Raw genomic sequence first — 25255 nt, 5'->3', positions numbered from 1 at the left:
TTATGAAAACGCATACAATTAAACATAAAAAACTTCCGTTGTGTAACGGAAGTTTTTATATACTTTTTCAAAACGATAGTAAAATCTCTTGAAATTCTTCAATCATTCCAGCCTGAGTTAATTTCTCTATCGTATGCTGACTAGACATAATATCATATAAAAAATCATAAAGCCGTTGTAAATCTTCATTATTATTACGTTTTACACTAAATAAAATAATAACTTGTACTTTCTTATCTCCCCAGTCAACCGCTTTATTAAGTGTACAAAACATCAAAAATGTTTTCTCACTTAATAACTGCATCGGATGAGGAATCGCAACTAAATTCCCAACCGCTGTCGGAGATGTATTTTCTCTTTCCATAACAGAATCATAAAAGTTTTCTGGTACATAGTTTTTCTCAGCAGCTTTCTCACATAAAAACTGAATAACCTCTTCCTTCGTAGAAGCGCTATGATTTAAAAAGATTAAATCTTCCTTTATATACTGCTGCACACTAGTATTCACATGCGTAAACAACTGCTGACCGATTGACTTAATCTCTTTATCATCAAATATTGAGTTCACTTTTATAACAGGCACAGGCAAACCACTCGGTATATGAATCGTACTAATAATACAATCTATTTTATCTTTATAAAGGTCTTCCACTTTCAATTGATAATAACCTGTAATCCCTACAATCTCTAATTTATCTCGGAACTGTGATAAAATTTTATATTTCAATAGCTGAGCGCTTCCTTGACCAGTCGCACAAACTAGTAAACATCGTTTCTTTTGATTCTGTTCCTGTAAACGACTCATCGCTCCGCCGAAGTGAATCGCAATATAACCAATTTCACTTTCCGGAATCGATTCTCCCGTATATTCACCAATTATATCTCCTACGAGAACCGCAATTTCAAAAGCATACGGATAATTCTTTTTCACTTCTGCCAATAGAGGATTTCTCGTATTTAACTTATACTTCAAACGGTTTAATAACGTTTTTAAATGAACACCAAAACCAAATAATAATTCTTCATCATAATAAAAAATAAGATTCCGTTCTTCCGCTACTTTAAAAAGAATATGTTGCATAAATGCATATAGATCTTTCCCTAATAGCTCTTCCACATTTTCATAACGATCTCTCGCTGTAACAGCAGTACTTAATAAATGCATCGTCACATATAAAACTTCTTCTTCTGGAAATAAAAGATGCAACTCTTTCTCTAAATCCCCTAAAATCTGTTTCGCAATTGTATATTCTCTCTTTATGATAAGTTCTGATTGCTCCGCATTTAGTCCTTTCATATAATGTTGATCTTCACAACGCCTTAATGCAATTGCAATATGAATGACTAAATTATCAATTTCAATATCTGATAAATATATCGTTCCTCCCTCGATATACTTTAATATAACCGAACGGATAAGCGGTATATGAGGTAACGATAAATATGTATCCCTCTGTTCAAATTGCTCATGAAACGGAGTATGATCATAACGCGGTAAACCATATTGTGATAGACAAGAACGAATATGAAACTCCTCTCCCACAATACGTATACCATAATACGGTCTCTTTTCGATTTGTAATTGATAGCGACCACATATATCTGTAACATCTTTCATAATTAAATTCACAGTCGATTTACTCACATAAATCTCTTCTGCTAACTGTGAAAGCTTCACATACCCCTCTGTCGTTACAATACGTTGCAGAATGTACGCTATCCTTTCTTCATAAGAAGTTGGGATCCTTTCCGTCTGTTTTTGAAATAGGTCCACGCAAAACTCTTCAAACTTCTTCGTTTGTATAATTTCTAGTTCGTATCCAGTCCCTCTTTGCGATTCAATTTTCGCCCCGTTTTCTTCCAATATATCATTTAATAATTTTATATCTTTTTGAATCGTCTTCGTTGATACATGTAAACGGCTCGCTAAAAACGCTCGATTTAACATCGACTTCTCTTCTAAAAACTCCTCTAAAATAGAAATTAATCGCTGATGCACTTTTGTCATAGCTCTTCCTCTCACAATTTATATATAAAAAGGAAAAAGCTGCTGAAGTCAGTAGTTTTTTCCTTTTTCATTTTATCTATTTCTTTAATGTAAATCCGAATTTATCCCATGCTTGTAAATAATCTAATAAGAAAATTTCTTCTTCCACAATTCGGCCAACTACATTTGTTTTTCCTGTGTTCATCATATCTTTTAACGCAATTTGCAATTCACCTTTATATTGGCCATACTGTTCATTATCAATTAAAAGATCACCGCGTTTAATTTCGCGTGTATTATGCGGTTTGAACTCTTCTTTCTTATATTTCACACGACTTTGTGTCGAGCGAATCATATATTCAGATACATCTCCGCGGTAAAAATGAGGCTCGTCTAATACGATAATTTTTTCTAGTTCTGTTGTTGTATCATATAATCCTATATCAAATGTTTGTTTCTCTTTATTTAATGCACCTAGTGCTTGTAATTCTTTTTCTGATGCATACGCGTTCGCAATAATGACATCATCAATTAATTCTGTCGCAAATAAATGCTTCGCCTGTGTTGTCATCGGTAATTCACGATGCTGCTCTAACGTACATAACCCTTCTGTTACTGGCCAAGGTCCGTACGTTGCATCAAATGATGAAATAAAAGCAGCCGTTCTCATACCGTAGTCTTTAAATTGTTTCGAGCATTTAATGAAATGATCGTATGATAATCCTGAATAACGATGCGGATAAAAATTATGGCAACCAATTAAATTTTCACGATTTGGTCTATGGCTCATAATGTTATCTACATATTTCGTACCGTTACTCATATTAATTTCAATTTTTAAGCCGTATGGATTGTAAGTCATAATCGATTCTTCTAAACCAGAGAAACCGACATCTAAACGAATGCCGTACGCTCCTAACTCATGGAAGAACGATAAATCATTATATGAAATACCTAATTGTGTAAAGACAGACGGACTAATATCAACTAATACTTGGAACCCTAATGCATTTGCATGAGAGACTGTCTCTTTAAACTCTTCTATAATTTTCTCTTTTTCTCCATCTACAGACAATAAGCATGTGAATACACGAGTAAATCCGTATTTACTTGCTAATGTTAAATATTCCTTATCTTTCTCTACCGTTGAATGTTCTGGATAAATAGAAATACCTAATCGTCTCATATGTACACGCCTCTTTCTTCATTGTTTTGTAAACCTTTTCAAATATATGTAGTAAAAAAGTATATATCCCCTTCTCATTCACTACTTTTTGAATCCGCTTTCTTTAAAGAAAAAACAATTTCTATCATTCATAATAACTACAAGTCTATACATCTATACTTTACAACTTTTTTTCATAGTTGTGTAGCTTTTACACAAATTTGTCAGTTTTTCCACCTCGAAATTGTTATACGTTTTCAAGGCACCTTCCTTGACTGTTACATTGACCAATACATATACTCGAAAGAAAAGAGAAAATTTTATATAGGGGATGAATATATGGGAGAAGCAATACTCGTAAAACGAGAATCGTTATGGACGAAAGAGTTTGTCGCTTTAATTTTTGCAAACTTATGTATGTTTTTAGGGTTTCAAATGTTAATTCCTACTTTACCTGTTTATGTGAAAGAAATTGGCGGCACAAGTTCCAATATCGGATTTGTTGTAGGCATGTTTACCGTCGCGGCACTTTTTGTTCGACCACTAACTGGAAACGCCTTGCAAAAATTCAATAAAAAAATCATTTTAATGATCGGTACTGCTATTTGTTTACTCGCTATGGGTAGTTATCTTTTCGCTTCAACCGTCTTCCTATTGCTTGCCGTGCGAATTTTACACGGAGCTGGCTTTGGTATTACAACGACTACATATGGAACTGTCGTTTCAGATTTAATTCCGCAAGCTCGTCGCGGCGAAGGCATGGGATATTTCGGTCTTTCTGGAACGATTGCAATGGCGCTCGGTCCACTTATCGGACTTTGGCTTATGCAAACATATAACTTCACGGTTCTTTTTTTATGTGCACTTTCATGTACAATTGTTTCATTAATATTAACGAAACTACTTCAAATCAAAAAATCGCCGCAACCACCACAGCAAATATCTGGTACTTTTCTCGATGGATTTATTGAGCGCAAAGCTTTACTTCCTTCATTATTAATATTATGTATTACATTAATGTACGGAGGAATCGGGAGCTTTATTACATTATTTGCTACGGAAGTCGGAATTGCTGATATAAGCCTCTTCTTCTTATTTAATGCACTTGCAATTGCTGTCACTCGTCCGTTTTCTGGAAAGTTGTATGATGCGAAAGGCCATGCATTCGTTATTATTCCAGGAGTTATCATTACGTTTATAGGTATTATTTTATTGTCGTATACGACTACCATTCCAAGCTTAATTGTTGCAGCAGCATGCTACGGAAGTGGTTTCGGAGCGATTCAACCGGCACTGCAAGCATGGATGATCGACCGAGTAGCACCACATCGACGAGGAGTTGCTACAGCTACATTCTTCTCAGCATTTGACCTCGGCATTGGCGCTGGCGCAATTATATTTGGATTCATTGCACATTTTACAAACTACGCAACTGTATATCGTTATTCCTCTCTATTACTTATTGCTTTCCTATTCATTTACATTACAAGTATAAGAAAGCAAAAGCATGGAGATAAAAACAGAGAAAAAGCTGCTGGATAATTTCAGTGGCTTTTTTTATCGTATTTTTTCTGTTATAAAACTACATGCATTTTCCTACATATTTTTTTAACTTTCATCAAAAAATATACGATGAACTCGCAGACGCTTTCCTTCATATCCACCTGAACAATACTATTCTAAAAAGTGTGATTTATTTACAAAATTAAGATTTATACAAGATAAAAACTAATAAAACACAGGTGTTTCTTTAAAGAATTGTAAACTTTTTGCCCCTTTGTAAAGTTAGTGTAAATTTTACTAGCAAACCGTTTACAGTGCCTCAAGGTTTAGTTAATAATTACAGCGTACATGAAATTTAAGGAGTGGAATGCGTGGAATATAATGTTCAAGATATGATCTTCCAGTTCGTTGGTGGATTAGGTATTTTCTTATTCGGGATTAAATACATGGGCGATGGACTGCAACAAGCAGCTGGTGATCGTCTTCGCGATATTTTAGATCGATTTACAACAAACCCACTTATGGGTGTACTAGCAGGTATGTTAGTTACTGTATTAATCCAATCAAGTTCAGGAACAACCGCTTTAACAGTCGGACTTGTAAGTGCCGGATTTATGACATTAAGACAAGCAATCGGTGTTATTATGGGTGCGAACATCGGAACGACAGTTACTGCATTTATTATCGGAATTAAAATCGGAGAATATGCGCTCCCAGTTATGGCAGTTGGAGCGATTTTACTATTCTTCTTTAAAAATAAAAAAGTACATTCTGTAGGTCAAGTTGTATTCGGTTTTGGTATGTTATTCTTCGGTTTAGAATTAATGAGCGCAGGTATGAAACCTCTTCGTTCTTTAGAGTCATTCCAAGAGTTAATGGTTAGCATGAGTGATAATCCAATTTTAGGAATTATTGTCGGTACAGTGTTCACTTTAATTGTACAAAGCTCAAGCGCAACAATTGGTATTTTACAAGAACTATTCGGTCAAGGTGCAATCGATTTACAAGCTTCTCTTCCTGTATTGTTCGGTGATAACATCGGTACGACAATTACAGCAGTATTAGCAGCAATCGGTACTTCAATTGCCGCAAGACGTGCAGCATTAGTTCACGTTATCTTTAATATTATCGGTACCATTATCTTTACAATTTTATTAGTACCATTTACAAGTTTAATCCAATATTTCCAAACGTCATTAAACTTAAATCCAGAAATGACAATTGCATTTGCACATGGAACATTTAACGTAACAAATACAATCATTCAGTTCCCATTTATTGCAGTATTAGCATGGATCGTAACAAAAATCATTCGTGGTGAAGATTCATCTATTAACTTCAAACCGCAACATTTAAATCCAATCTTTATTGAGCAATCTCCAGCTATTGCTTTAACTGAAGCTCAAAAAGAGGTTGTGCGTATGGCTGAATTTTCATTACACGGCTTAAAAGAAGCGAATCAATATTTAAATACACAAGACAAAAAGCACGAAAACATGGCTACTCAATTAGAAGGAGCTATTAACAATTTAGATAAAAAAATTACCGAGTATTTAGTTTTACTATCAGAAAAGCCGCTTTCACCTTCAGACTCTGAAAAACACTCCGTTTTAGCTGGTGTTGTTGGAGATATTGAACGTGTCGGTGATCATGTAGAAAACCTTGTAGAACTTGTAGATTTCCAAATTTCAAATCGTGTTTCTCTATCAGACGAAGCACTAACTGAATTAAATGAAATGCTTGAATTAACAATTTCAACATTACAAGATGCAATCAACGCTTTAACAAACTTCGATACTGAACTAGCACAAACGGTTATTGCAAAAGAACGTAAAATCGATCAAATGGAACGAGTTCTTCGTAAACGTCACGTATTACGTCTAAACGAACGTAGCTGTTCTGGCGATGCAAGTATCATCTTCGTTGATATGGTAAGTAACTTAGAGCGTATCGGTGATCACGCTGTAAATATTGCTGATGGTGTTTTAGGTGAACAAGGTAAAATCAATTTAAAACAATCATTATAATTAGGAAAGAGACGCTAGTTTAAGCGTCTCTTTTTTCATTTCATATTTACAACTGTTCTTCCTTTTAACTTTCCTTGCAATATAAGTGTAAACTTTTCATCTAACTCTTCTAATGTACATTCTTCTGTATAAGATAGTAGCTCTTTATTTTCCCATTCACTTGCTAAAAGCGTCCACACATCTCTTCTTACATCCACTGGGCATTGCACAGAATCTATTCCTAAAAGACTTATGCCTCGCAAAATAAACGGATATACTGTTGTTTGTAATTCCTGCCCTGCCACATTACCGCATGTCGTTACACAACCACCATACTTTACCGTTTTTAAAGCGGTTTCTAGCATATGTCCACCTACAGTATCGATAACCCCGGCGTATATCCCTTTTAACATTGGTCTTCCTGATTCATCATTCAACTCTGTGCGATGAATCACTTGTTTCGCTCCTAGACGTAGTAGCATCTCTTCCTCTTCCATTTTCCCTGTCGCTCCTACTACGTTAAATCCTAGCTTACTTAAAATACTAACAGCTACACTCCCTACGCCGCCTGTGGCACCCGTTACTAAAACATCTCCCATACTAGGTGTTATGCCTGCTCCAATAAGCTTATATACTGATAAAGCAGCTGTAAAACCTGCTGTCCCGTACATCATACTTTCCTTTAATGACATGCCCTCTGGTAAAGGGATGATCCAAGATGCTGGCACGCGAATATATTCTCCGAAACCACCAGAAGTATTCATACCTAAATCATAACCCGTTACAATGATTTGATCGCCTACCTTAATGGTTGCATCTTCACTACTCACAACTTCTCCTGCAGCATCAATTCCTGGCGTATGAGGATATGTCCTCGTAACCCCTTTATTACCCGTGGCTGAAAGCGCATCTTTATAATTTAATGAAGAATAATGAACCTGTATTAATACGTCCCCCTCAGGTAAACTACTTACTTCTTTCTCTACAACGTTTCTTACAAACTGCTTACTTTCTGTTTCGTTCACAACGATTGCTCGGAATGATGTATGATTCACTATGCCCTCTCCTTTATCCGTAAAATTCTTCTTTATTATATAGAAGAAATAAGTGACTCTACTCATTTCTTCTTGGCTATATTTCAACAAATCTTACTTCTCTATTACTTTCTCACAATACATATTTTCATTTCTACTAAAACAACTTATACTTATTCTACATCTTAAAAATAAAATATAGAAAATCTAACTTTTTATAAATAAATTGAATTTTTACGAAATGTAAATGATTTGTAATGTTTTTTTTCGTCAAATTTCATTATAATAAGTGGATATGAGTGTCGTATTTCAATCCAAATGAAGGAGTACAGTAAATGGAGCAAAACCCATCTTTGCAAGAAAATACACGCAGTAAACCGAAAAAAGGTAAGAAAAAAACAAAAATTATTATAAGCGTTATTCTATTCTTTTTAATAATAGGTGGCGGTTATACTTGGTTTTTAGTAAATAAAGCATCTTCTGCTGTTCGAAATGCCGCACACGATTTAGCACGCGGTGATAAATCTGATTTACGTGATAAAGCTGTAAAACCTATCGCAAATAATGTCTCTGTCTTAGTTATGGGTGTTGATGAAAGCGATGTCCGCGGGAAAGAATATGGTGAAGCTATAAGAACGGATGCACTATTACTTGCAACGTTTAATAAAGATAGCAAAACTGTAAAACTATTAAGCATTCCACGAGATACATATACTTATATTCCAGTGGAAAAGAAAAAAGATAAAATTACACACGCCCATGCATACGGTTCTACTAAAAACGGAAAAGATGGTGGACCACAAGCAAGTATTGATGCAGTTGAAAAATTAATGAATGTTCCTGTCGATTACTTTGTAAAGTTTAACTTCAAATCATTTATGAAAATTGTCGATGATTTAGGCGGGATTGAAGTCGATGTACCAGTTGAATTTACTGAACAAGATAGCAATGATAATGCTGATGCAATTCATCTGAAAAAAGGTGTTCAAAAGCTAAATAGTGAAGAAGCTCTTGCTCTTGCTAGAACGCGCCACATCGATAGTGATGCAATGCGTGGACAACGTCAACAACTCGTTATTGAAGCTATTTTAAAGAAACTAACAAGCGTTGGATCTGTAACAAAAGTTGGTAACATCATTGATGATATTAACGGACAATTCGTTACGAACTTAACATTCGATGATATGCTTTCATTCTATAAGTACGGATCGGACTCGGAAATTGAGAAATTACAAATTCAAGGTGAAGACTGCTATATGGAAAAAGGTGACGATACATGTAGCAAATCTGCTGGTGGCGGCCGAACGTATTACTACAATCCAGATAAAAAAGAATTAGCAACTGTTACAAACGAACTTCGTGCTCACCTTGGATTACCTGCATATACAAAAACAGACTCTAATTCAAAGAAAACAAGCACAGAGAAAACAAAAGAATCTAAGTCGGAAAATTCAAGTGAACGTGAATCAAGTAACAATGAATCTAAAAATAAGAATAAAAATAGCAGTGAAGATACAAAAACATCATCTAACGACAATGAATAAAAAAGAAGCAGTTCTCTATGGAGGTAGAGTGCTGCTTCTTTTTATTTCTTCGGAACCAAAAATCAGAACTTTCTAACTATCTTTTTTAATATTTTTAAATTATAATAAATAGTAGCAATCTATTCCAATTATCAGGGGGCTCATACATATGAAAGCTGCAGTAAAACATAACATCTCAGATTTTAAAGACTACTTAAAATCCAACGATATATACATGGAAGAAAATATAGATGAAAATGACGGTTCTGTTCATTTTTCGGTAGGATTAGAGACCGAAGCTGGCGCAAAAATTCAACTTATCGCTGCATTCCAAAACGAACATCCTACTGTGGATATATACTGCTTCAATGTTGCTCACGTACCTGATGCAACATCAACAAATGATATTTTGCATGTCATCAATGAATTAAACACATCTTACCGATTTGCAAAATTCACGTTAAATAAGCAAAATGCAATTGATATTTCAGCATCACTTGCATTCTCAGAACCAAATTTCAATCCAGCACTTGTCTTTGAACATACGAGAATGCTATATAAATTAGCAAATGACGAATATAAAAACTTAATGAAAGTTATTTGGGCATAAATAAAAGGATGGGCTGCAAGCAGCGCCATCCTTTTATTTCGATAACATATCAATCCACATCTTAACAGCAGTGCCTACAATCAAAATCGATAACATATATTGCAATGCTTTTTGATTGATCCTCTTCCCAACTCGTGCTCCAAGCGGCGCAGCAAAGATACTTGCAATCGCAATAATAAGAGCTGGAATTACAACTACTTGCCCAGTTATCACTTTTCCAGTCGTAATCCCTATTGAGGAAATAAACGTAATAGCGATAGATGTTGCTATTGTTGTACGTATCGGCAATTTTAAAATAACTAGCATAATAGGAACTAATAAGAAAGAACCTCCAGCACCTATAATGCCTGATGCGCCTCCTACAATAAACGCTAACAAGCTTGCTAACCATTTATTATATGTCACTTCACCACTATTATTTCGTTTCGGTACGAACATCATAATAGCAGCTATTGTTGCTAACGCTGCATAAACAACATTGACCGTATGTTCCGCTAATACGTTAGCACCAAAACTCCCTATGAAACTTCCTATTAATATACTAGCTCCCATATACACAACTAGCGTTTTATCCATATCATTACTTTTCCGATAGGCCCATGCCCCTGCAAAAGTTGCAAAGAATACTTGAACCGCTGTAATACCACTTACTTCATGTGACGTATAACTAGTAAATCCTAGCAATACCGGAATGTATAGGATCATTGGATAATTAATAATCGCACCGCCAATTCCAACCATTCCTGATATAAACGATCCTATAAACCCAATTATAAAAAGTAATACGACTAAGCTCATCTTACATCCCCTCCCTTCTAAAAAGAAGGTGAATTAAATGAATAAGTTTACATTCCCATCCGAAGCATCTGCTAAATAAGCTCCTACTCCTGCAAACTCTACCCCTTCCATAATCTCTTCCTCTTTTAACCCTAATAAATCTACTGTCATTTGACAAGCTACAAGTTTAATCCCCTGTTCTTTCGCCAAATCGATTAAATCTGGTAAAGGCATAGCATTATGTTTTTTCATAATACCTTTAATCATCTTTGGTCCCATACCCGCAAAATTCATTTTCGATAATCCCATCTTGTCTGCACCACGCGGCATCATTCTTCCAAATACTTTTTCTATGAAAATTTTCTTCACCTTCACATGCTCATCTTTCCTTAAAGCATTTAATCCCCAAAAAGTATGAAAAATAGTTACCTCTTGATCATACGCCGCTGCACCATTTGCAATAATATAAGCAGCCATCGCTTTATCATAATCTCCGCTAAATAAAACGATTGTTGTTTTCTTCTGTTGTTCCATGTTGTTCTCCCTCCGATTACCTATAGGGGTATTTTGTCATTTATAAAAAAGCTCAAATCATTTATCTCTGTACTATATGATTTTACCTTCCCACGCTAACATACCACCTACCATATTGATTGCTTGAAAACCGTAGCTCTCTAAAAACTGAACTGCTCGTGCACTTCTTCCGCCAGAACGACAAACGATAATATATTCTTTGTTTTTATCCAACTCATGCATTCGAAACTCTAATAGTCCTAGTGGAATGTTACTTGCTTCTGGAATTTTCCCCTCGGCTACTTCTTCTACTTCACGTACGTCTACGATATTTACTGCTTCTTTACGTAACAATTTTTCTTCTAATTCTTTTACTGTCATTTCTTTCATTTTTAATTCCCTCCTCACAAACCATTCATACCACCTGAAACATTGATAACGTGCTGAAACCCTAATTTCTTTAATACCTTTGCTGCTTGCTTACTTCTCATCCCGCTCTGACAAATAACGATTACTTCCTTATTTTTATCTAATTGATTTGCTTTACTAGCTAACTCATTTAATGGGATATTCTGAAACCCTTTCATATGATTTCCTCTATATTCACCTACTGTACGAACATCGATAAATTGCTTCCCCTTTTTTCCCGCTATACTCTTTAATTCTTTTCCACTTATATTTTGAACACCTTTTACCGGTAAAAAACGTGAAATAACAAATCCTGCAGCCAGTACAATGAAGAGCGTACTTAATATTGTATTCATATAACCAACCTCTCTACATTTATGAAACTACTACGCCTTCTTAATCCAAAACTTCAGCACATCAGCTTCTTCTACATGCTTTACGATGTCATGACCACCTTTATTTGCCCACGCTGGAATATCCTTAACTGACCCTTTATCCGTTACATGTACTTCTAACACTTCCCCAGTTTGTAAAGTATCCATCGCTTTCTTCGTTCTTACAATCGGCATCGGACATGCTAAACCTGTCGCATCTAATACTTGTTTTACATCCATCATCTATTCCTCCATTTTTTATTTATTTTATTATTCATGAACTGCACAACGATTTGGACCAATTTCCATTTCACGCTCTTCATCTACACTCGGATGAATCTTCCCCATATTCGTTTGACGAATTTCTTCGTAAGCATTCGGCTGAGGTGGTAAATTCTCCGTTACAACTTTACGAAACTCTCCCTCATCCTCAATATTTAGTCCTGCATTATACGCAAATAAATCTTTTAACTTTGCGCTCACAACACCATTCTCATCCATTTCACTTATTTTTGAATAATGAGCTGGTAACACAATTAAACTTTGAGATAGCTCTTTATATCGGCTATATAAAGTATTACGTAAATCACTTACCCAATCTTCAGCCTTTCCAGCAAGATCTGGACGCCCAATTGAATCTACAAATAAAATATCGCCTGATAATAAATAGGAATCATCTACAATAAATGATGTACTTCCAATCGTATGCCCGGGTGAGTATAATGCATCAATTTCAATTTTAGTACCCCCCACCGTAATGACGGATCCTTCAACGAGCGGTTTATATGAGAAAACAACTTCCTCTGCATCTTTTGGCGGTAACCAATACGTGCCACCTACTTTTTCAGCTAACTTACGTCCGCCAGAAATGTGGTCTGCATGTAAATGTGTATCCATTACATTCGTAATCGTAACGCCATGCTCTTTCGCAAACTCTTCATATGCTTCAACTGTTCTTACTGCATCAATAACTGCTGCTTCACCATTTGAAACGACCATATAAGATAAACAGCCTTTTCCAAGGCGGTTAAATTGATATATACTCCCGCCATTTTTTAAATCTCCAACTTTTATAGGCTTTACATATTCACTCCATGCCTTCATACCACCAGCTAAATAATAAATATTTTCTAATCCAGCCTCTGTTAATTGCTCTGCCACAAATATAGAAGACCCTTCTTTTGCACACACTACTAAAACATCTTTATCTTTAGGTAATTCACTTACAATATGATCTACACCATCTAACAAATCAAAATACGGTTTATTTATAGAAGAAACTTGTTTCCCTTCAATTTTCCAATCTTCATAATCCGTCTCATTTCGAACATCTAAAATAAACAACTCTCCGAATAAAACTTTCTCTGCAACATCTTTTGCTTGTAACGATTTAACGTTCATCTTCTTACCCCCTGAGGTATATTTTCGTTTAAAAAAATTTAATTCTCTATATCCCCTTGCCACTCTAACATACCTGGAATGACATTTGTCACATTTGAATACCCTTTATCTTTCAACATTTGGCAAGCTACATCACTACGGTTACCAGTTCGGCAAACAACATAAATTTGCTTCGCCTGATCTAATGCTGCTCTGTCTAATTCTCCTAACGGCACCGAAATGGCTGAGGGAATATGACCAAAAGCGAATTCCGCCTCTTCACGAACATCTACTACAATACACTCTTCACCACTTAATAATATCTCTTCCAATTCCGAATTCGTAATCGTATGAGGATATTTCACTACTTCATTCACTTCATGCTCGTGTGCTTTTCTAACGTAATGCATCAATAGATCTCCTTCGTGTTTCGTCCCGATGTACTGATGACCTACTTTACTCGCCCAACTTTGTATATCTACAGTAGACCCTTTATCTGTTGCCTGAACTTCAATCACTTGCCCTGATGTCAAACCTTCCATCGCCTTCTTCGTCTTCACAATCGGCATCGGACAGGCCAAACCTTTACAATCTAAACTCATATCCACTTTTATACTCATAGTCGATTCCTCCATAATTTATATACATATACCTGTAGGGGTATATTAAAATGTTTTTGAAAATCTGTCAACACTTATGTTTGACAGATTATCGGCTTTTTACAAGTAATTGAACAGCTTCTTTAATTAACTCTTCATTTGAACCATTACCGCTTTCAAACTGCTCACGCAAACATTGCTCTAAATTTGTTCCCACAACAAGTCCAATTGTACGATCAAGTGCGGAACGAGATGCCGTTAACTGTGTAATAACCTCTCGGCAATCTTTTCCTTCTTCCATCATACGAAGTACACCACGAACTTGCCCTTCAATACGTTTCAATCTATTTTTCATATCTTGATTATATTCCATTGTATAATCACCTCATTACCATTATGTCACCATTTATAACTTATGACAATATATTATACCCTATAGGGTATTTTGCAAACCCCTATTTTTAATGTTTATCTTATATGTTCACAAAACAAGAAGTGAAACCTTAATATACAACACGTTCTGGTAATACTGTCCCATACAATTTAAAGCCACCATCTACATTCTTTACCTTATATCCTTTTTCCATTAACATACGCGCTGCAACATACCCTCTCATACCAAGTTGGCAAGTAATATATATTTCTTTATCTACCGGCACTTCATCCAAACGATCACGTAATTCATCTAACGGAATATTAATAGAGCCTTTAATCATTCCTTGCTTTAGTTCATTAGGCTCTCGAACATCAATAAGATATCCACCATTTTCAACAATACGATCTATTTCATGCCATTGTACTGTGTCCACAAAACCATCCACTATATTACTTGCCGCATACCCTACCATGTTTACCGGATCTTTTGCAGAAGAATAAGGCGGAGCATATGATAATTCTAAATCTGGCAAATCAATTACAGTTAAATTTGCTTTTATGGCTGTTGCGATAACATCCATACGCTTATCTACACCGTCACGTCCTAACGCCTGCGTTCCATAAATTTTTCCACTATCTTTATTAAAAATTAATTTTATTAGCACTGGCGTAGCATTCGGATAGTATCCCGCATGCGAATTTGCCTGTACATGTACTACCTCATAGGGTATATTTAATCGTTTTAATATTTTCTCATTTACTCCCGTCGAAGCAACTGTTAAATCAAAAACTTTAGCTATAGAAGTTCCCATCGTACCTTTATATAAAGAATCCGTATGACCATGAATAATATCTGCTAACATACGACCTTGACGATTAGCCGGCCACGCTAAAGGAATCATCGTTTCTGTTTCAGTAACAAAATCTTTCACTTCAATCGCATCACCAATTGCATATATATGTGGATCCGACGTTTGAAATTTTTCATTTACTTTTATCGTTCCTCTAACTCCTAGGGTTAATCCTGCATCCTTCGCTAAACTACTCTCTGGTTGTACACCAATTGCTAAAATAATCATATCTGTTTTTATAATTGAACCACTTTTTAAACGTACAACAGTCCCGCTCTTTTCTAATGCATCTACACCATCTTCAAAAACAAGCTCAACATTGTGATTTTTCATATGCTCATGTACATATGCTGCCATTTCATAATCGATTGGTGGCATCACTTGATTTGCCATCTCTACAAGCGTAACATCAATTCCACGTTCTCTTAAATTTTCAACCATCTCCACGCCAATAAATCCGCCACCAATAACCGTCGCATGACTTGGTTTCTGCTCATCAACGTATGCTTTAATACGATCTGTATCAGGTACATTTCGTAACGTAAATAACGCCTTCGCTTCTTCAATACCTGGAATAGGTGGAACAATTGGTTTTGCTCCTGGTGACAGAATTAACACATCATATTCCTCGTTATATGTTTCATTTGTCGTTACATTCTTTATAGTAATTGTTTTCTCTTCTTTATTAATCTGTACGACTTCGCTCAATACACGTATATCTAAATTAAAACGCTTAGACATCTTTTCAACAGTCTGTACTAATAATTTTTGTCTTTCTGTAATGACATCGCCAATATAGTATGGTAATCCACAATTTGCAAATGAAATATATTCACCGCGCTCCACCATAATAATTTCATCTTCTTCACTTAAACGACGAAGTCTTGCAGCTACTGATGCCCCGCCGGCAACTCCACCTACTACTATAATTTTTCTAGACATATTTCAAACCTCCATCTTATTTATTATTGAATTTTCTCATATATCACATACACGAAACCTATACCTGTATGGGTATATGATAAATTATAAAAAATGTAATTTCAATCAATATGTCTTTCTTTCACAAATTTGAAACAAATAAAAAAGAACTTAGACATCTCCAAGTTCTTCACGAATGAAGCAAGCAATCGCTCCATTGTCATACTTCCTATAATTTCTTTGTAAAACTATAATCCATGTCTCCACCTAATGCTATAGCTGTATCACCAGTTTCTCTAAAATCATGTGTATATATTTTTTCAAATGAACCGAAATCTACTTGCTTATAAAATTCAAAACAAGGGAAACCATCATGCTCTCCTTGAACATCAATACTGCCGTCCTTTTTCACACATACATTTAATACATAATCCACAGGAGGCGCATATACATTTAATGGATTACTTGCACTCGCACTCATTTTGAATTGCACACCGTCAGAATTCCATGTGATATTAGTACACACAATATTTTCTGTACTTGCTTTCCCTGTTCTTTTACTCACAGAACCATCTGGACTTGTAACCTTCTCGGTCGTAATACCCGTGTTCGCATATGAAAACACTTCTTCTTTATAGAAATCAACTACTACCTCTTGCTCAACTCTAGAGCGCATCGTATTTACCGCATGTGGTGTAAATTCACGCGAATCACCTTCGAATTGAATTATTTTTCCTGTTTCCATATCCTTCTTAGCTTCTGTCCAAGAAATTGGAATAAAGACACTGGCTCTAATTTTTACGATATTAGTCATAAGAAACACCTCTATAATTTTATTTTAGATACTGAATACTATTAAATAAAACAAGCCATAATTTCAATCCTAAAACCAATAGATTTCTCTTTTACTTTTCTACTTCCTTCTAAAAAATAGTGCTATATTTACGTTTAGACTGTCATTTTAAAGTTATATTCCATCTCTCCAGCTAGTGCTGCTGGAGTATCATTTGTTTCTCTAAAATCATGTGTATATATTAATTCAAACGAACCAAAATCTACTTGTTTATAAAATTCATAGCAAGGGAAACCATCATGTACACCTTCAACATGCACAGTACCATTTTTATTAACTCGTATAGCCAACAAATAATCAGCTGCAGGTGCTGCCGCATTTAACGGATTACTTGCACTTGCTCTCATTTCAAATGAAACTTCATCCTCGCCCCATACGATATTAGTACATACAATATTTTCTGTACTTGTTTCTCCCTTTTGATACTCAATTGAGCCATCTGGATTTGTAATCTTCACTGTGACGATACAAGCATCTGCATATGTGAAAATTTCTCTTTTATAAAAATCAATATTCACTTCTTGTTCTAATCTTGAACGCTTTGCGTTCACAGCGTATGGTGTAAACTCACGTGCATCTCCAGCATATTCAAATGATCTTCCTGTTGCAGGATCCTTAATAGGTTCCAACGATGCATATGGTGCAAAGACACTCCCTCTAATTTTTACGATATTAACCATGTGAAACCTCCATTGATTCTAATGTTATACAATAGGTATTACATATAGTCAACTTAATTGACTACAAGCGCGGAGGTTATATACATGGATCAAACATTTAACAAGTTAGATCTTACTTCACTTTTATCATTATCCTTTAGTACATTAATTACTGAGCTACATGACAGATTAAGTGAATTGGGATTTGAGGATATTAGACCAGCACATGGATTTATGTTTAAACGCATTCTTCCTAATGGAGCGACTGGTATAGAACTAGCTGAGTATTTAGGGGTTTCTAAGCAAGCTGTAAGTAAAATGGTCGATTCTCTTGAGAATAGTGGCTACGTTACACGTAAAATACACCCTACTGATAAAAGGGGTAAAATCATTATTTTAACCGAACGTGGTTTAGCAGTAATGAAAGCAAAAGAAGAAATAGTAGCTGAAATAGAGCAGCGATGGATTGAAAACATAGGTACAGAACGAATGCAAATGCTAAAAGAAGATTTAACAACATTCGTTACTAAAGAAAATACAGAGAAGTTATCATCAAATATACGACCTGTCTGGTAAACAAAAACTCCATATAAAAAACGAATCCATTTTGATTATTCTTTTTCAAAATGGATTCGTTTTCTATAGCTGTATTAAAAATCATTAATTTCTTTAAATTTTATTCTACTGAATATATTTTTTACGCGTTATATAATTCCATAACTCTCTTCGCAACCAACTCCGCAGTATTCTCCCCCGGTGGCATCAATAAATTCGTAACCGGTCCATACACAACAGGGCTTAATTCCACTTCATATCCACCATATTCAAACTCTTCCCTTGTCGGTAAGTAACCAATATATCCATTCATATATCCACCAAAGAAAGCTAGTTCATTTTGAAGACTTTCTTTCATTTCTAACGCAGTTTCTGAAAAAGGTTCCAGTGGTATACCAGCGAACATACCATCATTAACTTGAAACAGTTGAACTTCTAAATCAATACGTAACTGCCGAATACCTTGCTTATATTTCTCTAAAACGATAGTAAGCCATTTATCCGTATTCACACCCCACTGCTTCTCCGCCAATTGAGCCATGCTTCGTATCTCATTCATTTCAGGAATATCTTTCAACTTCATTTGCATCGTACTCGAAACTGTTCTTAAATTTACAATTGGGCTATATGTAACTGTTGGCAACATCGTTAATACATGTCCACTAACTGTGTAAGCCATTTGCTTTACTGCTTCCCTTGAACCGCGATACTTCGCATTTACATTACCAGCAGCTCCTTGCACAATAATAACAGGGCAATTTACTATTTTCTCAAGAATCTCCCTCGTCATTCCAGGATAATCCGCTGATAATACATCGCTATCACCTTTTAAAACATTCGGATGCGCAGTACAAAATACTACAATCCCAGATAGCTCCTTCGTTTCAGCATTTCTTATCGCTAACATGCCAATTCGTTTATCTACAACACCCTCTATATTTGTTCCCATCTTCGCTCTTCCATCAGATGTTCTCTCTCTTCGGTTGACACCAATATCACCTGTCGTAACACCCCATCCAACTTCGCACAACTTCAAATTGTTATTCGCAGTAACAGCACCTTGCACTACATTATTTACTAAAATCGTTTTATACGACTTTACTAAAGGTTGCTCACCAACAGTTTCCGGACCAGAGTGTGTATGTGTATAAACAACTGTTATTCGCTCAAATGGCACATGAAGCCTACTCGCTACTCGCTCACGAATCATATTCGTATCTTCTACTAACATCCCAATATTATCAATACTTATAAACACAGTTTTCATTTCATCTTTTTCAAATACAAAAACTGTCCCATAAATACGCTCTTCAATATTATTTATTCCGGTCTCTCTATGGTATCCGACAAAATCAATCCCGACAGGCGGCGTAATCTCCACCTTGCATACCCCTATTCTGCTCATTTGAATCGCTCCATTTCTCTATGTAATTCCCTTTTTTCAAGAATAGCATATTTGACCTTGTTCCAAATAAAAAAGAACGGACATAGCATTCTATGTCCGTTCTTTTCATCACACATACTTCCGATGCACCATCTTCCCATCATAAGAAAATACTACGCCCTTACTCTCCACAATGGACTCCATATGCACCGTTCTTCCCCAAAGCTGATGAAGATATGGTAATACCTTTTCTAAGTATTTTAAATCGAGCTCGATTCCTTCGTAACTATGTTTAATGTACAATTCTCCGTTCTTTAAGTAGTCTCCGTCTTCTACTACTAAGTACGGGAAGCCACCATTTGTACGCATATTTACGAGCTGATCACGTACATGTTCCCACTCTTTATCTATTACTTTATATTCTTTTCCTTGGCGCTGGAATAAGTACATATCTTCTCTCATTACGAGGTCTTTATTTAAGTAGTTTCTTAAGAACGATACGTCCCATTCAATTTCGCGTACTTCAAAGATTTTATCACGACCAGACCCTGGTTTTACACCGCGTCGCTTCATTTCTTCTGTCGGGTTATTGTAGCGTTCTTCAATATCTTCGAACATTTTAATACCCAGGTAGTATGGGTTAATGCTTGTTTTTGATGGTTGAACTACACCTGCATTAAGCTTTGCGAATTCAATCGCTTCAGAAGATGTTAAGTCCATTTCACGGAGTATGCGTTGATGCCAGTACGAAGCCCAACCTTCGTTCATGATCTTCGTTTCAAGCTGCGGCCAGAAATATAACATTTCCTCGCGCATCATCGTTAATATATCGCGCTGCCAATCTTCTAGCTCACGGCTATATTCTTCAATAAAGAGTAGTAAATCTTTCTCTGGTTGCGGCGGAATTTTCTTCTTTTTATGCATATTAGGTCGTTCTCTCTTTTTGTTTCGATCATCTAAATTCCATAAATCATCGTACTGTGATATCCTTTTCTTTTCTACATCCTCTTCTAAATCTTCAATACTCCACGCAAGTTTCGGACGCATAAGCGATGGATCAATATGCTCTTGAATAGCAAGTACGGCATCCAAAAATGTCTCTACTTCTGCCTTTCCATACTTATGCTCATATGCTTTCACACGTTCAGCTGTTGCAGACATACTTTCTACCATATCTCGCTTCGTATTTGAAAAACGAATATTATTTTTAAAGAAGTCACAGTGTGCTAAAACGTGCGCTACAATTAATTTGTTTTGAATTAACGAGTTCGTATCTAATAAAAAGGCATAACATGGATCAGAGTTAATAACGAGTTCGTATATTTTACTAAGACCTAAATCGTATTGTAATTTCATTCTGAAAAATTGTTTTCCAAAACTCCAATGTGAAAACCTCGTCGGCATCCCATATGCACCAAATGTATAAATAATTTCCGCTGGACATATTTCATAACGCATCGGATAAAAATCAAGCCCAAATCCAGTCGCAATTTCCGTAATTTCCGCAATCGCATATTGCAGTGCTTTATCGTCACTTGCTCTCATTATTTTCCCTCCTTACACTTTCCCTTAAGAAAGTGTATGATTGGAAACAAGCTTTCATGAGGATTGATTGCATAATAAAAAGACATCCTCATAAAAACGAGAATGTCTCATCTATTACCCTTCAATAATCTCCATCTTCTCCGTAATCGGTGTACGAGCTTTTCCTTCTGGTGCTTTATCGAAATAGCCAATGTGAAGAATTCCAACGATGCGTTGACCTCTTGTTAAACCAAGTCCTTCTATAAATAATGGATTGTAGTTTAATCCGCCTGATTTCCAAACACAACCTAACTCACGTTCCCAAGCAAGCAGTTGGAAGTTTTGCATAAATGCACATGTTGCAGCGTAATCTTCGTCGCGTTGAATTTGACGTGGATCTTCATTAATATAAACAACAATTTGTGCAGGCGTGCTTAAGAAACGATCTGATAAAATTTTACCGCGTTTCGCTCTTTCTTCTTCTGTGAAAGAGTTTAATACTGCATCTACTAATTTCTGGCGGCCTTCTCCAATGTATAATTTACAATTCCATGGTTCACGGTGTTTATGATTCGGTGCCCACGTTGCGTCGTTTAATAATTCAATTAATAACTCTTTATCTACTGCTTTATCTGTAAATGTACGAACAGAACGTCTTTCTTTAATCACATTTGCGATGGAAGTATATGTAGTCATAGTCATATTTTTCTCTCCCTTATTTTCATCTATATGTATACGTTTGTTATTGATATTGATTTTCAATTTCGATTATACCCTAGTTTTTTACTATTAATCAATGTTTTATGTTGGAAAACTTTCAAAACATCATTTCATACTGTGAATAAAAAAACTTAGCTTGTTCACAAGTTTTTCACATTTTATGGAAATGATATGTGTACAGTTTTCCACATTATCTATCTAGGAGGAATTTACATGTACAAAAAAATCGTAGTAAGTATGACTATGGCAGCATTATTATGCGGGATATCTACCTTCCCTGCTTCCGCTGCCACGCCAAAAGAAGTAACATTCCATCATCATAAACCAATTTCAGAAGAAGAAATGCAGTCGCTCGAAAAACTCGGCTATAACAAACATGAAATTTGGAAAGCTGCCCACATTGCAAAAATGAGTAAAAAAGAAATGAAAGACGTTTTAGCTTACTATAAGCAAAATAAATCTTGGGAGACAACAGCCGAGCATTTCGGTGTAGATCCAAGTAAGTTGAAAAAGCATCATATGAATAAAGAAACAAAAAAAGCACTATTGCAAGAATTAGCAAATATGCAAAAATCTACACCAGACGGACTAAAGCAAAAAATGAAAGAATATAATATCGGATTACGTCAGCTCACGGTATTAACAATAATCTCTCAAAAAAGTAATACTCCCCTTGATGATGTGCTAAAAATGAAAAAAGACGGAATGGATATGAAACAAATTGCTGAAAAATTAAATGTAAAAAAAGAAGATGTACGAGCAGAAATGATTAAATTAGTAAAGTCTATTAAGGAAAAGAAAACAAATTAATACACCAAAAAGGAAGAGATTTTCAATACTCTTCCTTTTCTTTATGAACTTTCAATTTTCAAGTATAAATTCCCGTCTTTCCCAAAAACTAACACAAGTAAATGATATATGTTAGGGGTGAGAAAATGTTTCGTTTATCATCTAAAAAATCTAAAAAGACTACTACAAAAACAATTTGTTCTATTCCAGAATTTATATACACCATGAAAGAATCTACCGACTTTGTTTCTTATAACATACTTGAAGATGAAACGTTATGCTTGTTTTATTATAAATCTGTCGTGGAAGCACTTATTATTAAACAATTCATTTTAACTCCTATAAAAAAGAAGGCAGAACACATTCAAAATATCTCTGATTTATATAATATTGTGTCTATTGAAGATATCATTACCTCTCCTTCTATTAATGATATTCGCGAAAAATTATTAGGTGGATATATATTAATACGTTTAAAAAGCAATTCGAATCCCGATCAATATGCCTTAATTCGTGCAGAGAGTACCGTTTTAGGAAAACGGTTATATAATGACACAGAAAATGAGTATAGTGTAATTGGTCCTAAAGTTGGTTTCGTTGAAAACCTTGATACAAATATACACTTATTACGCCGAAATATCGTAACAGAGCAACTCATTTTTAAAGAAGTTACCGTCGGATCTATGTCAAAAACGAAAGTAGCAGTTGCTTATATAGAAGGAGTTACAAATGAACAATTTATCAACACCGCAATACAACGGCTAGAAGACATTGACTTTGATGTCCCGTTTGATGCGACTATGATTGAGCAATTTATTAGTGATAATAGCAATTCACCTTTTCCTGTTCTACTACCTACAGAACGATTAGATCGAGCAATATTTGCATTAATTAGCGGGGAAGTTTTAATTTTAACAGATGGCTCTCCCTATGCTTTATCAGGCCCAACAACGTTACTAGATTTTTTTATTTCGCCAGAGGACTATTATTTACCGTGGATGATTGGTTCATTCTTTCGTATCATTCGTTTTTTCGGGGCTATATTTTCTCTTTTTTCCTCTGCCATTTATACAGCAGCTTTAACATATCATTATCAAATGATTCCTGCCGATTTACTTGGTCCTATTATTTTCTCGAGAGCTAACGTACCTTTCCCGCCTATTCTAGAAGCACTTTTTTTAGAAATTACAATCGAATTGCTGCGTGAAGCGGGAGCACGTTTACCCACAAAAGTCGGACAAACAATTGGGATTGTTGGTGGAATTGTAATTGGGCAAGCATCTGTTGAAGCTGCTTTAACGAGTACGATCTTATTAATTGCAGTTGCTTTATCTGCCCTTGCATCTTTCACAACACCGACTGTAAAGATGTCTTCTACTATCCGTTTGTTACGATTTCCACTTATTCTTTTAGCCGGTGCATTCGGAGGATTAGGTCTTATTGTCGGATTTGTATTTATTTTAGCTCATTTAATTAAATTAAAGTCACTTGGATCACCTTATTTATTACCTTTATATCCATTTCGTGGTTTAGGTGCAGCAGAAGGTTTTTTCCGCTTACCATTTAGCCAAACGGCACAAAGGCCTTCTTTTCTTAGACCAAAATCTAAATGGCGCTATAATCCAAACCAAGCGAAGCAAAAACGTGATGGTGATGGTCAATGAAAAAATTCTTATTGCACCTTATCATTATCTTCTTTTTTCTACAAACCGGCTGTACACAAACGTATATAGTGGATGCGCAGCGTATTATTCATGTCGCTGGATTTGACATCACAAAAAACAAAAGATTCCAAGGAACTATCTTATTTCCAGAATATACACATGGTGTAAAGTCTAAACCAGAAACTCAATCAACATCTGCCCGTTCACTTGAAACTATTGCTTCACGATTAAATGCGAAATCTCCTCACAATGTTGTTGTAGGTCAAATGCGTGTCGTCCTATTTGGAAAAACTCTAGGAGAACGAGGAATGGGGGAAATTATTACTAACTTACAACGTGATCCAAATATTGGGCGTGATATACAACTAGCAATTGTAGATGGGTCAGCTGAAGATCTTTTAAATCATGGAAAACAAAATGGTTCATTATCCATTGTTGATTTACTCGAGCAAAATATACGAAATGAGAACATTCCACAAACCTCATTGAACGTTTTTTTATATAATTACTATTCTTCTGTATGTGATGCCTATGCCCCATATATTGAAACGGACGCTAATCATTCCGTCGTTGTCAAAGGACTTGCTTTCTTAAAAGACGATAAAGTGGTCATGTATACAGATAAAAGACATTCTGTTTTAACAAAATTACTTATTAATCCTACGAAAAATGGACGTTACGAAGCAGCTATAAAAAAGAATAAACATAAAGGCATGGTTGTCATACAAGATTTAGCTGGGAAAAGTAAATATGATATAGATCAAACTGGCGACATACCAAAAGTAAAAATTCATTTAAAATTAGATGGATTAATTAAAAACTCTCCTAATTGGATTGATTTAAGAAAAAAAACAAATATCAATTATATAAAAAAACAAATTGAGCGAAATGTTGAAAAAGACTGTGAAAGGTTAATCAAGCAATTTCAAGAAAAGGAAATTGACCCTTTAGGAATACGCGATGAAATTAGAAGTCATACGAGAAAATGGAATATAAAACAAATTCGAAATATGTATCAAAATATAGCTGTGGATGTAAATTTAGATATTAATATTGTTCAATCCGGAATCGGGGAATAGTG

Annotated in this window: 25 protein-coding genes; 8 read left to right on the top strand and 17 right to left on the bottom strand. The window is 35.3% G+C overall.

Annotation, left to right across the window (positions count from 1 at the left end):
* Window positions 1-67 precede the first annotated feature (67 nt).
* Both DN394_RS03250 and DN394_RS03245 read right to left on the bottom strand, forming a co-directional pair.
* A complete protein-coding gene (locus DN394_RS03250) occupies window positions 68-2008 on the bottom strand; it encodes a BglG family transcription antiterminator (RefSeq protein WP_097917929.1) in 1941 nt (646 codons plus the stop codon).
* Between the two features lie 76 nt (window positions 2009-2084).
* Complete coding sequence (locus tag DN394_RS03245; protein WP_098208777.1) at window positions 2085-3173, bottom strand: DUF871 domain-containing protein; 1089 nt, start codon at window positions 3171-3173, stop codon at window positions 2085-2087.
* Between the two features lie 318 nt (window positions 3174-3491).
* Here DN394_RS03245 and DN394_RS03240 point away from each other — a divergent pair, with 318 nt between their 5' ends.
* Together DN394_RS03240 and DN394_RS03235 are read left to right on the top strand one after the other, a co-directional pair.
* On the top strand, window positions 3492-4694 hold the full coding sequence (locus DN394_RS03240; RefSeq protein WP_141503312.1) for an MFS transporter: 1203 nt from the start codon (window positions 3492-3494) through the stop codon (window positions 4692-4694).
* A gap of 332 nt (window positions 4695-5026) precedes the next feature.
* Window positions 5027-6682 (top strand): Na/Pi cotransporter family protein, encoded by a 1656-nt coding sequence (locus DN394_RS03235; RefSeq protein ID WP_149293601.1) that lies wholly within the window; start codon window positions 5027-5029, stop codon window positions 6680-6682.
* 35 nt (window positions 6683-6717) lie between these two features.
* Here DN394_RS03235 and DN394_RS03230 read toward each other — a convergent pair whose 3' ends face one another.
* Window positions 6718-7716, bottom strand: coding sequence for a YhdH/YhfP family quinone oxidoreductase (locus tag DN394_RS03230; RefSeq protein WP_097917926.1), 999 nt, complete (start codon window positions 7714-7716; stop codon window positions 6718-6720).
* Between the two features lie 314 nt (window positions 7717-8030).
* Between DN394_RS03230 and DN394_RS03225 the strand changes: the two genes are divergently transcribed.
* Both DN394_RS03225 and DN394_RS03220 read left to right on the top strand, forming a co-directional pair.
* Window positions 8031-9239 (top strand): LCP family protein, encoded by a 1209-nt coding sequence (locus tag DN394_RS03225; RefSeq protein WP_097917925.1) that lies wholly within the window; start codon window positions 8031-8033, stop codon window positions 9237-9239.
* 148 nt (window positions 9240-9387) lie between these two features.
* Complete coding sequence (locus tag DN394_RS03220; RefSeq protein ID WP_000642361.1) at window positions 9388-9828, top strand: hypothetical protein; 441 nt, start codon at window positions 9388-9390, stop codon at window positions 9826-9828.
* A 33-nt stretch (window positions 9829-9861) separates the two neighbouring features.
* Here DN394_RS03220 and DN394_RS03215 read toward each other — a convergent pair whose 3' ends face one another.
* From DN394_RS03215 to DN394_RS03165, 11 genes are all read right to left on the bottom strand, one after another.
* Window positions 9862-10626: a sulfite exporter TauE/SafE family protein gene (locus DN394_RS03215; RefSeq protein ID WP_000060746.1), complete on the bottom strand. Its 765-nt coding sequence runs from the start codon at window positions 10624-10626 to the stop codon at window positions 9862-9864.
* A gap of 33 nt (window positions 10627-10659) precedes the next feature.
* On the bottom strand, window positions 10660-11139 hold the full coding sequence (locus DN394_RS03210; protein WP_149293600.1) for a DsrE/DsrF/DrsH-like family protein: 480 nt from the start codon (window positions 11137-11139) through the stop codon (window positions 10660-10662).
* A gap of 72 nt (window positions 11140-11211) precedes the next feature.
* Complete coding sequence (locus DN394_RS03205; protein ID WP_149293599.1) at window positions 11212-11508, bottom strand: rhodanese-like domain-containing protein; 297 nt, start codon at window positions 11506-11508, stop codon at window positions 11212-11214.
* Between the two features lie 14 nt (window positions 11509-11522).
* On the bottom strand, window positions 11523-11882 hold the full coding sequence (locus DN394_RS03200) for a rhodanese-like domain-containing protein (RefSeq protein WP_001092310.1): 360 nt from the start codon (window positions 11880-11882) through the stop codon (window positions 11523-11525).
* Window positions 11883-11912: 30 nt separating this feature from the next.
* Entirely contained in the window at window positions 11913-12143 is a 231-nt protein-coding gene (locus DN394_RS03195; RefSeq protein ID WP_046960279.1) for a sulfurtransferase TusA family protein, read from the bottom strand.
* Between the two features lie 27 nt (window positions 12144-12170).
* On the bottom strand, window positions 12171-13301 hold the full coding sequence (locus DN394_RS03190) for an MBL fold metallo-hydrolase (protein WP_046960278.1): 1131 nt from the start codon (window positions 13299-13301) through the stop codon (window positions 12171-12173).
* Window positions 13302-13339: 38 nt separating this feature from the next.
* A complete protein-coding gene (locus tag DN394_RS03185; RefSeq protein ID WP_149293598.1) occupies window positions 13340-13915 on the bottom strand; it encodes a sulfurtransferase TusA family protein in 576 nt (191 codons plus the stop codon).
* Window positions 13916-13988: 73 nt separating this feature from the next.
* Window positions 13989-14252 (bottom strand): metal-sensitive transcriptional regulator, encoded by a 264-nt coding sequence (locus tag DN394_RS03180; protein ID WP_000456206.1) that lies wholly within the window; start codon window positions 14250-14252, stop codon window positions 13989-13991.
* Between the two features lie 130 nt (window positions 14253-14382).
* Window positions 14383-16047 carry a CoA-disulfide reductase gene (gene cdr, locus DN394_RS03175; RefSeq protein WP_149293597.1) on the bottom strand — a complete coding sequence of 555 codons (1665 nt, stop codon included), beginning with the start codon at window positions 16045-16047 and terminating at the stop codon, window positions 14383-14385.
* Between the two features lie 208 nt (window positions 16048-16255).
* A complete protein-coding gene (locus DN394_RS03170) occupies window positions 16256-16840 on the bottom strand; it encodes a DUF3238 domain-containing protein (RefSeq protein WP_149293596.1) in 585 nt (194 codons plus the stop codon).
* A gap of 134 nt (window positions 16841-16974) precedes the next feature.
* Complete coding sequence (locus DN394_RS03165) at window positions 16975-17559, bottom strand: DUF3238 domain-containing protein (protein WP_149293595.1); 585 nt, start codon at window positions 17557-17559, stop codon at window positions 16975-16977.
* Window positions 17560-17643: 84 nt separating this feature from the next.
* On the opposite strand from DN394_RS03165, the gene DN394_RS03160 reads away from it, so the two are divergent.
* Entirely contained in the window at window positions 17644-18114 is a 471-nt protein-coding gene (locus DN394_RS03160) for a MarR family winged helix-turn-helix transcriptional regulator (protein WP_097917917.1), read from the top strand.
* Window positions 18115-18235: 121 nt separating this feature from the next.
* Here DN394_RS03160 and DN394_RS03155 read toward each other — a convergent pair whose 3' ends face one another.
* From DN394_RS03155 to DN394_RS03145, 3 genes are all read right to left on the bottom strand, one after another.
* Window positions 18236-19498: a neutral/alkaline non-lysosomal ceramidase N-terminal domain-containing protein gene (locus DN394_RS03155; protein WP_098208782.1), complete on the bottom strand. Its 1263-nt coding sequence runs from the start codon at window positions 19496-19498 to the stop codon at window positions 18236-18238.
* A gap of 108 nt (window positions 19499-19606) precedes the next feature.
* Entirely contained in the window at window positions 19607-21022 is a 1416-nt protein-coding gene (spoVR, locus tag DN394_RS03150; RefSeq protein WP_001202707.1) for a stage V sporulation protein SpoVR, read from the bottom strand.
* Window positions 21023-21136: 114 nt separating this feature from the next.
* A complete protein-coding gene (locus DN394_RS03145; protein WP_097917972.1) occupies window positions 21137-21697 on the bottom strand; it encodes a nitroreductase family protein in 561 nt (186 codons plus the stop codon).
* Window positions 21698-21934: 237 nt separating this feature from the next.
* Here DN394_RS03145 and DN394_RS03140 point away from each other — a divergent pair, with 237 nt between their 5' ends.
* The 3 genes from DN394_RS03140 (at window position 21935) to DN394_RS03130 (ending at window position 25253) form a co-directional block, all read left to right on the top strand.
* Window positions 21935-22531, top strand: a complete 597-nt coding sequence (locus DN394_RS03140) for a hypothetical protein (RefSeq protein ID WP_141475224.1) — start codon at window positions 21935-21937, stop codon at window positions 22529-22531.
* A 125-nt stretch (window positions 22532-22656) separates the two neighbouring features.
* Window positions 22657-24174, top strand: a complete 1518-nt coding sequence (locus tag DN394_RS03135) for a spore germination protein (RefSeq protein ID WP_097917914.1) — start codon at window positions 22657-22659, stop codon at window positions 24172-24174.
* Window positions 24171-25253 (top strand): Ger(x)C family spore germination protein, encoded by a 1083-nt coding sequence (locus DN394_RS03130; protein WP_097994537.1) that lies wholly within the window; start codon window positions 24171-24173, stop codon window positions 25251-25253. Before DN394_RS03135 ends, DN394_RS03130 begins: the two co-directional genes overlap by 4 nt.
* Window positions 25254-25255 lie beyond the last annotated feature (2 nt).

The sequence above is a fragment of the Bacillus sp. BB081 genome (assembly GCF_008368895.1).
Lineage (GTDB): Bacteria > Bacillota > Bacilli > Bacillales > Bacillaceae_G > Bacillus_A > Bacillus_A wiedmannii.
The sequence above is the reverse complement of the archived record's forward strand: the minus strand, read 5'-3'. Positions and strand labels throughout refer to the sequence as shown.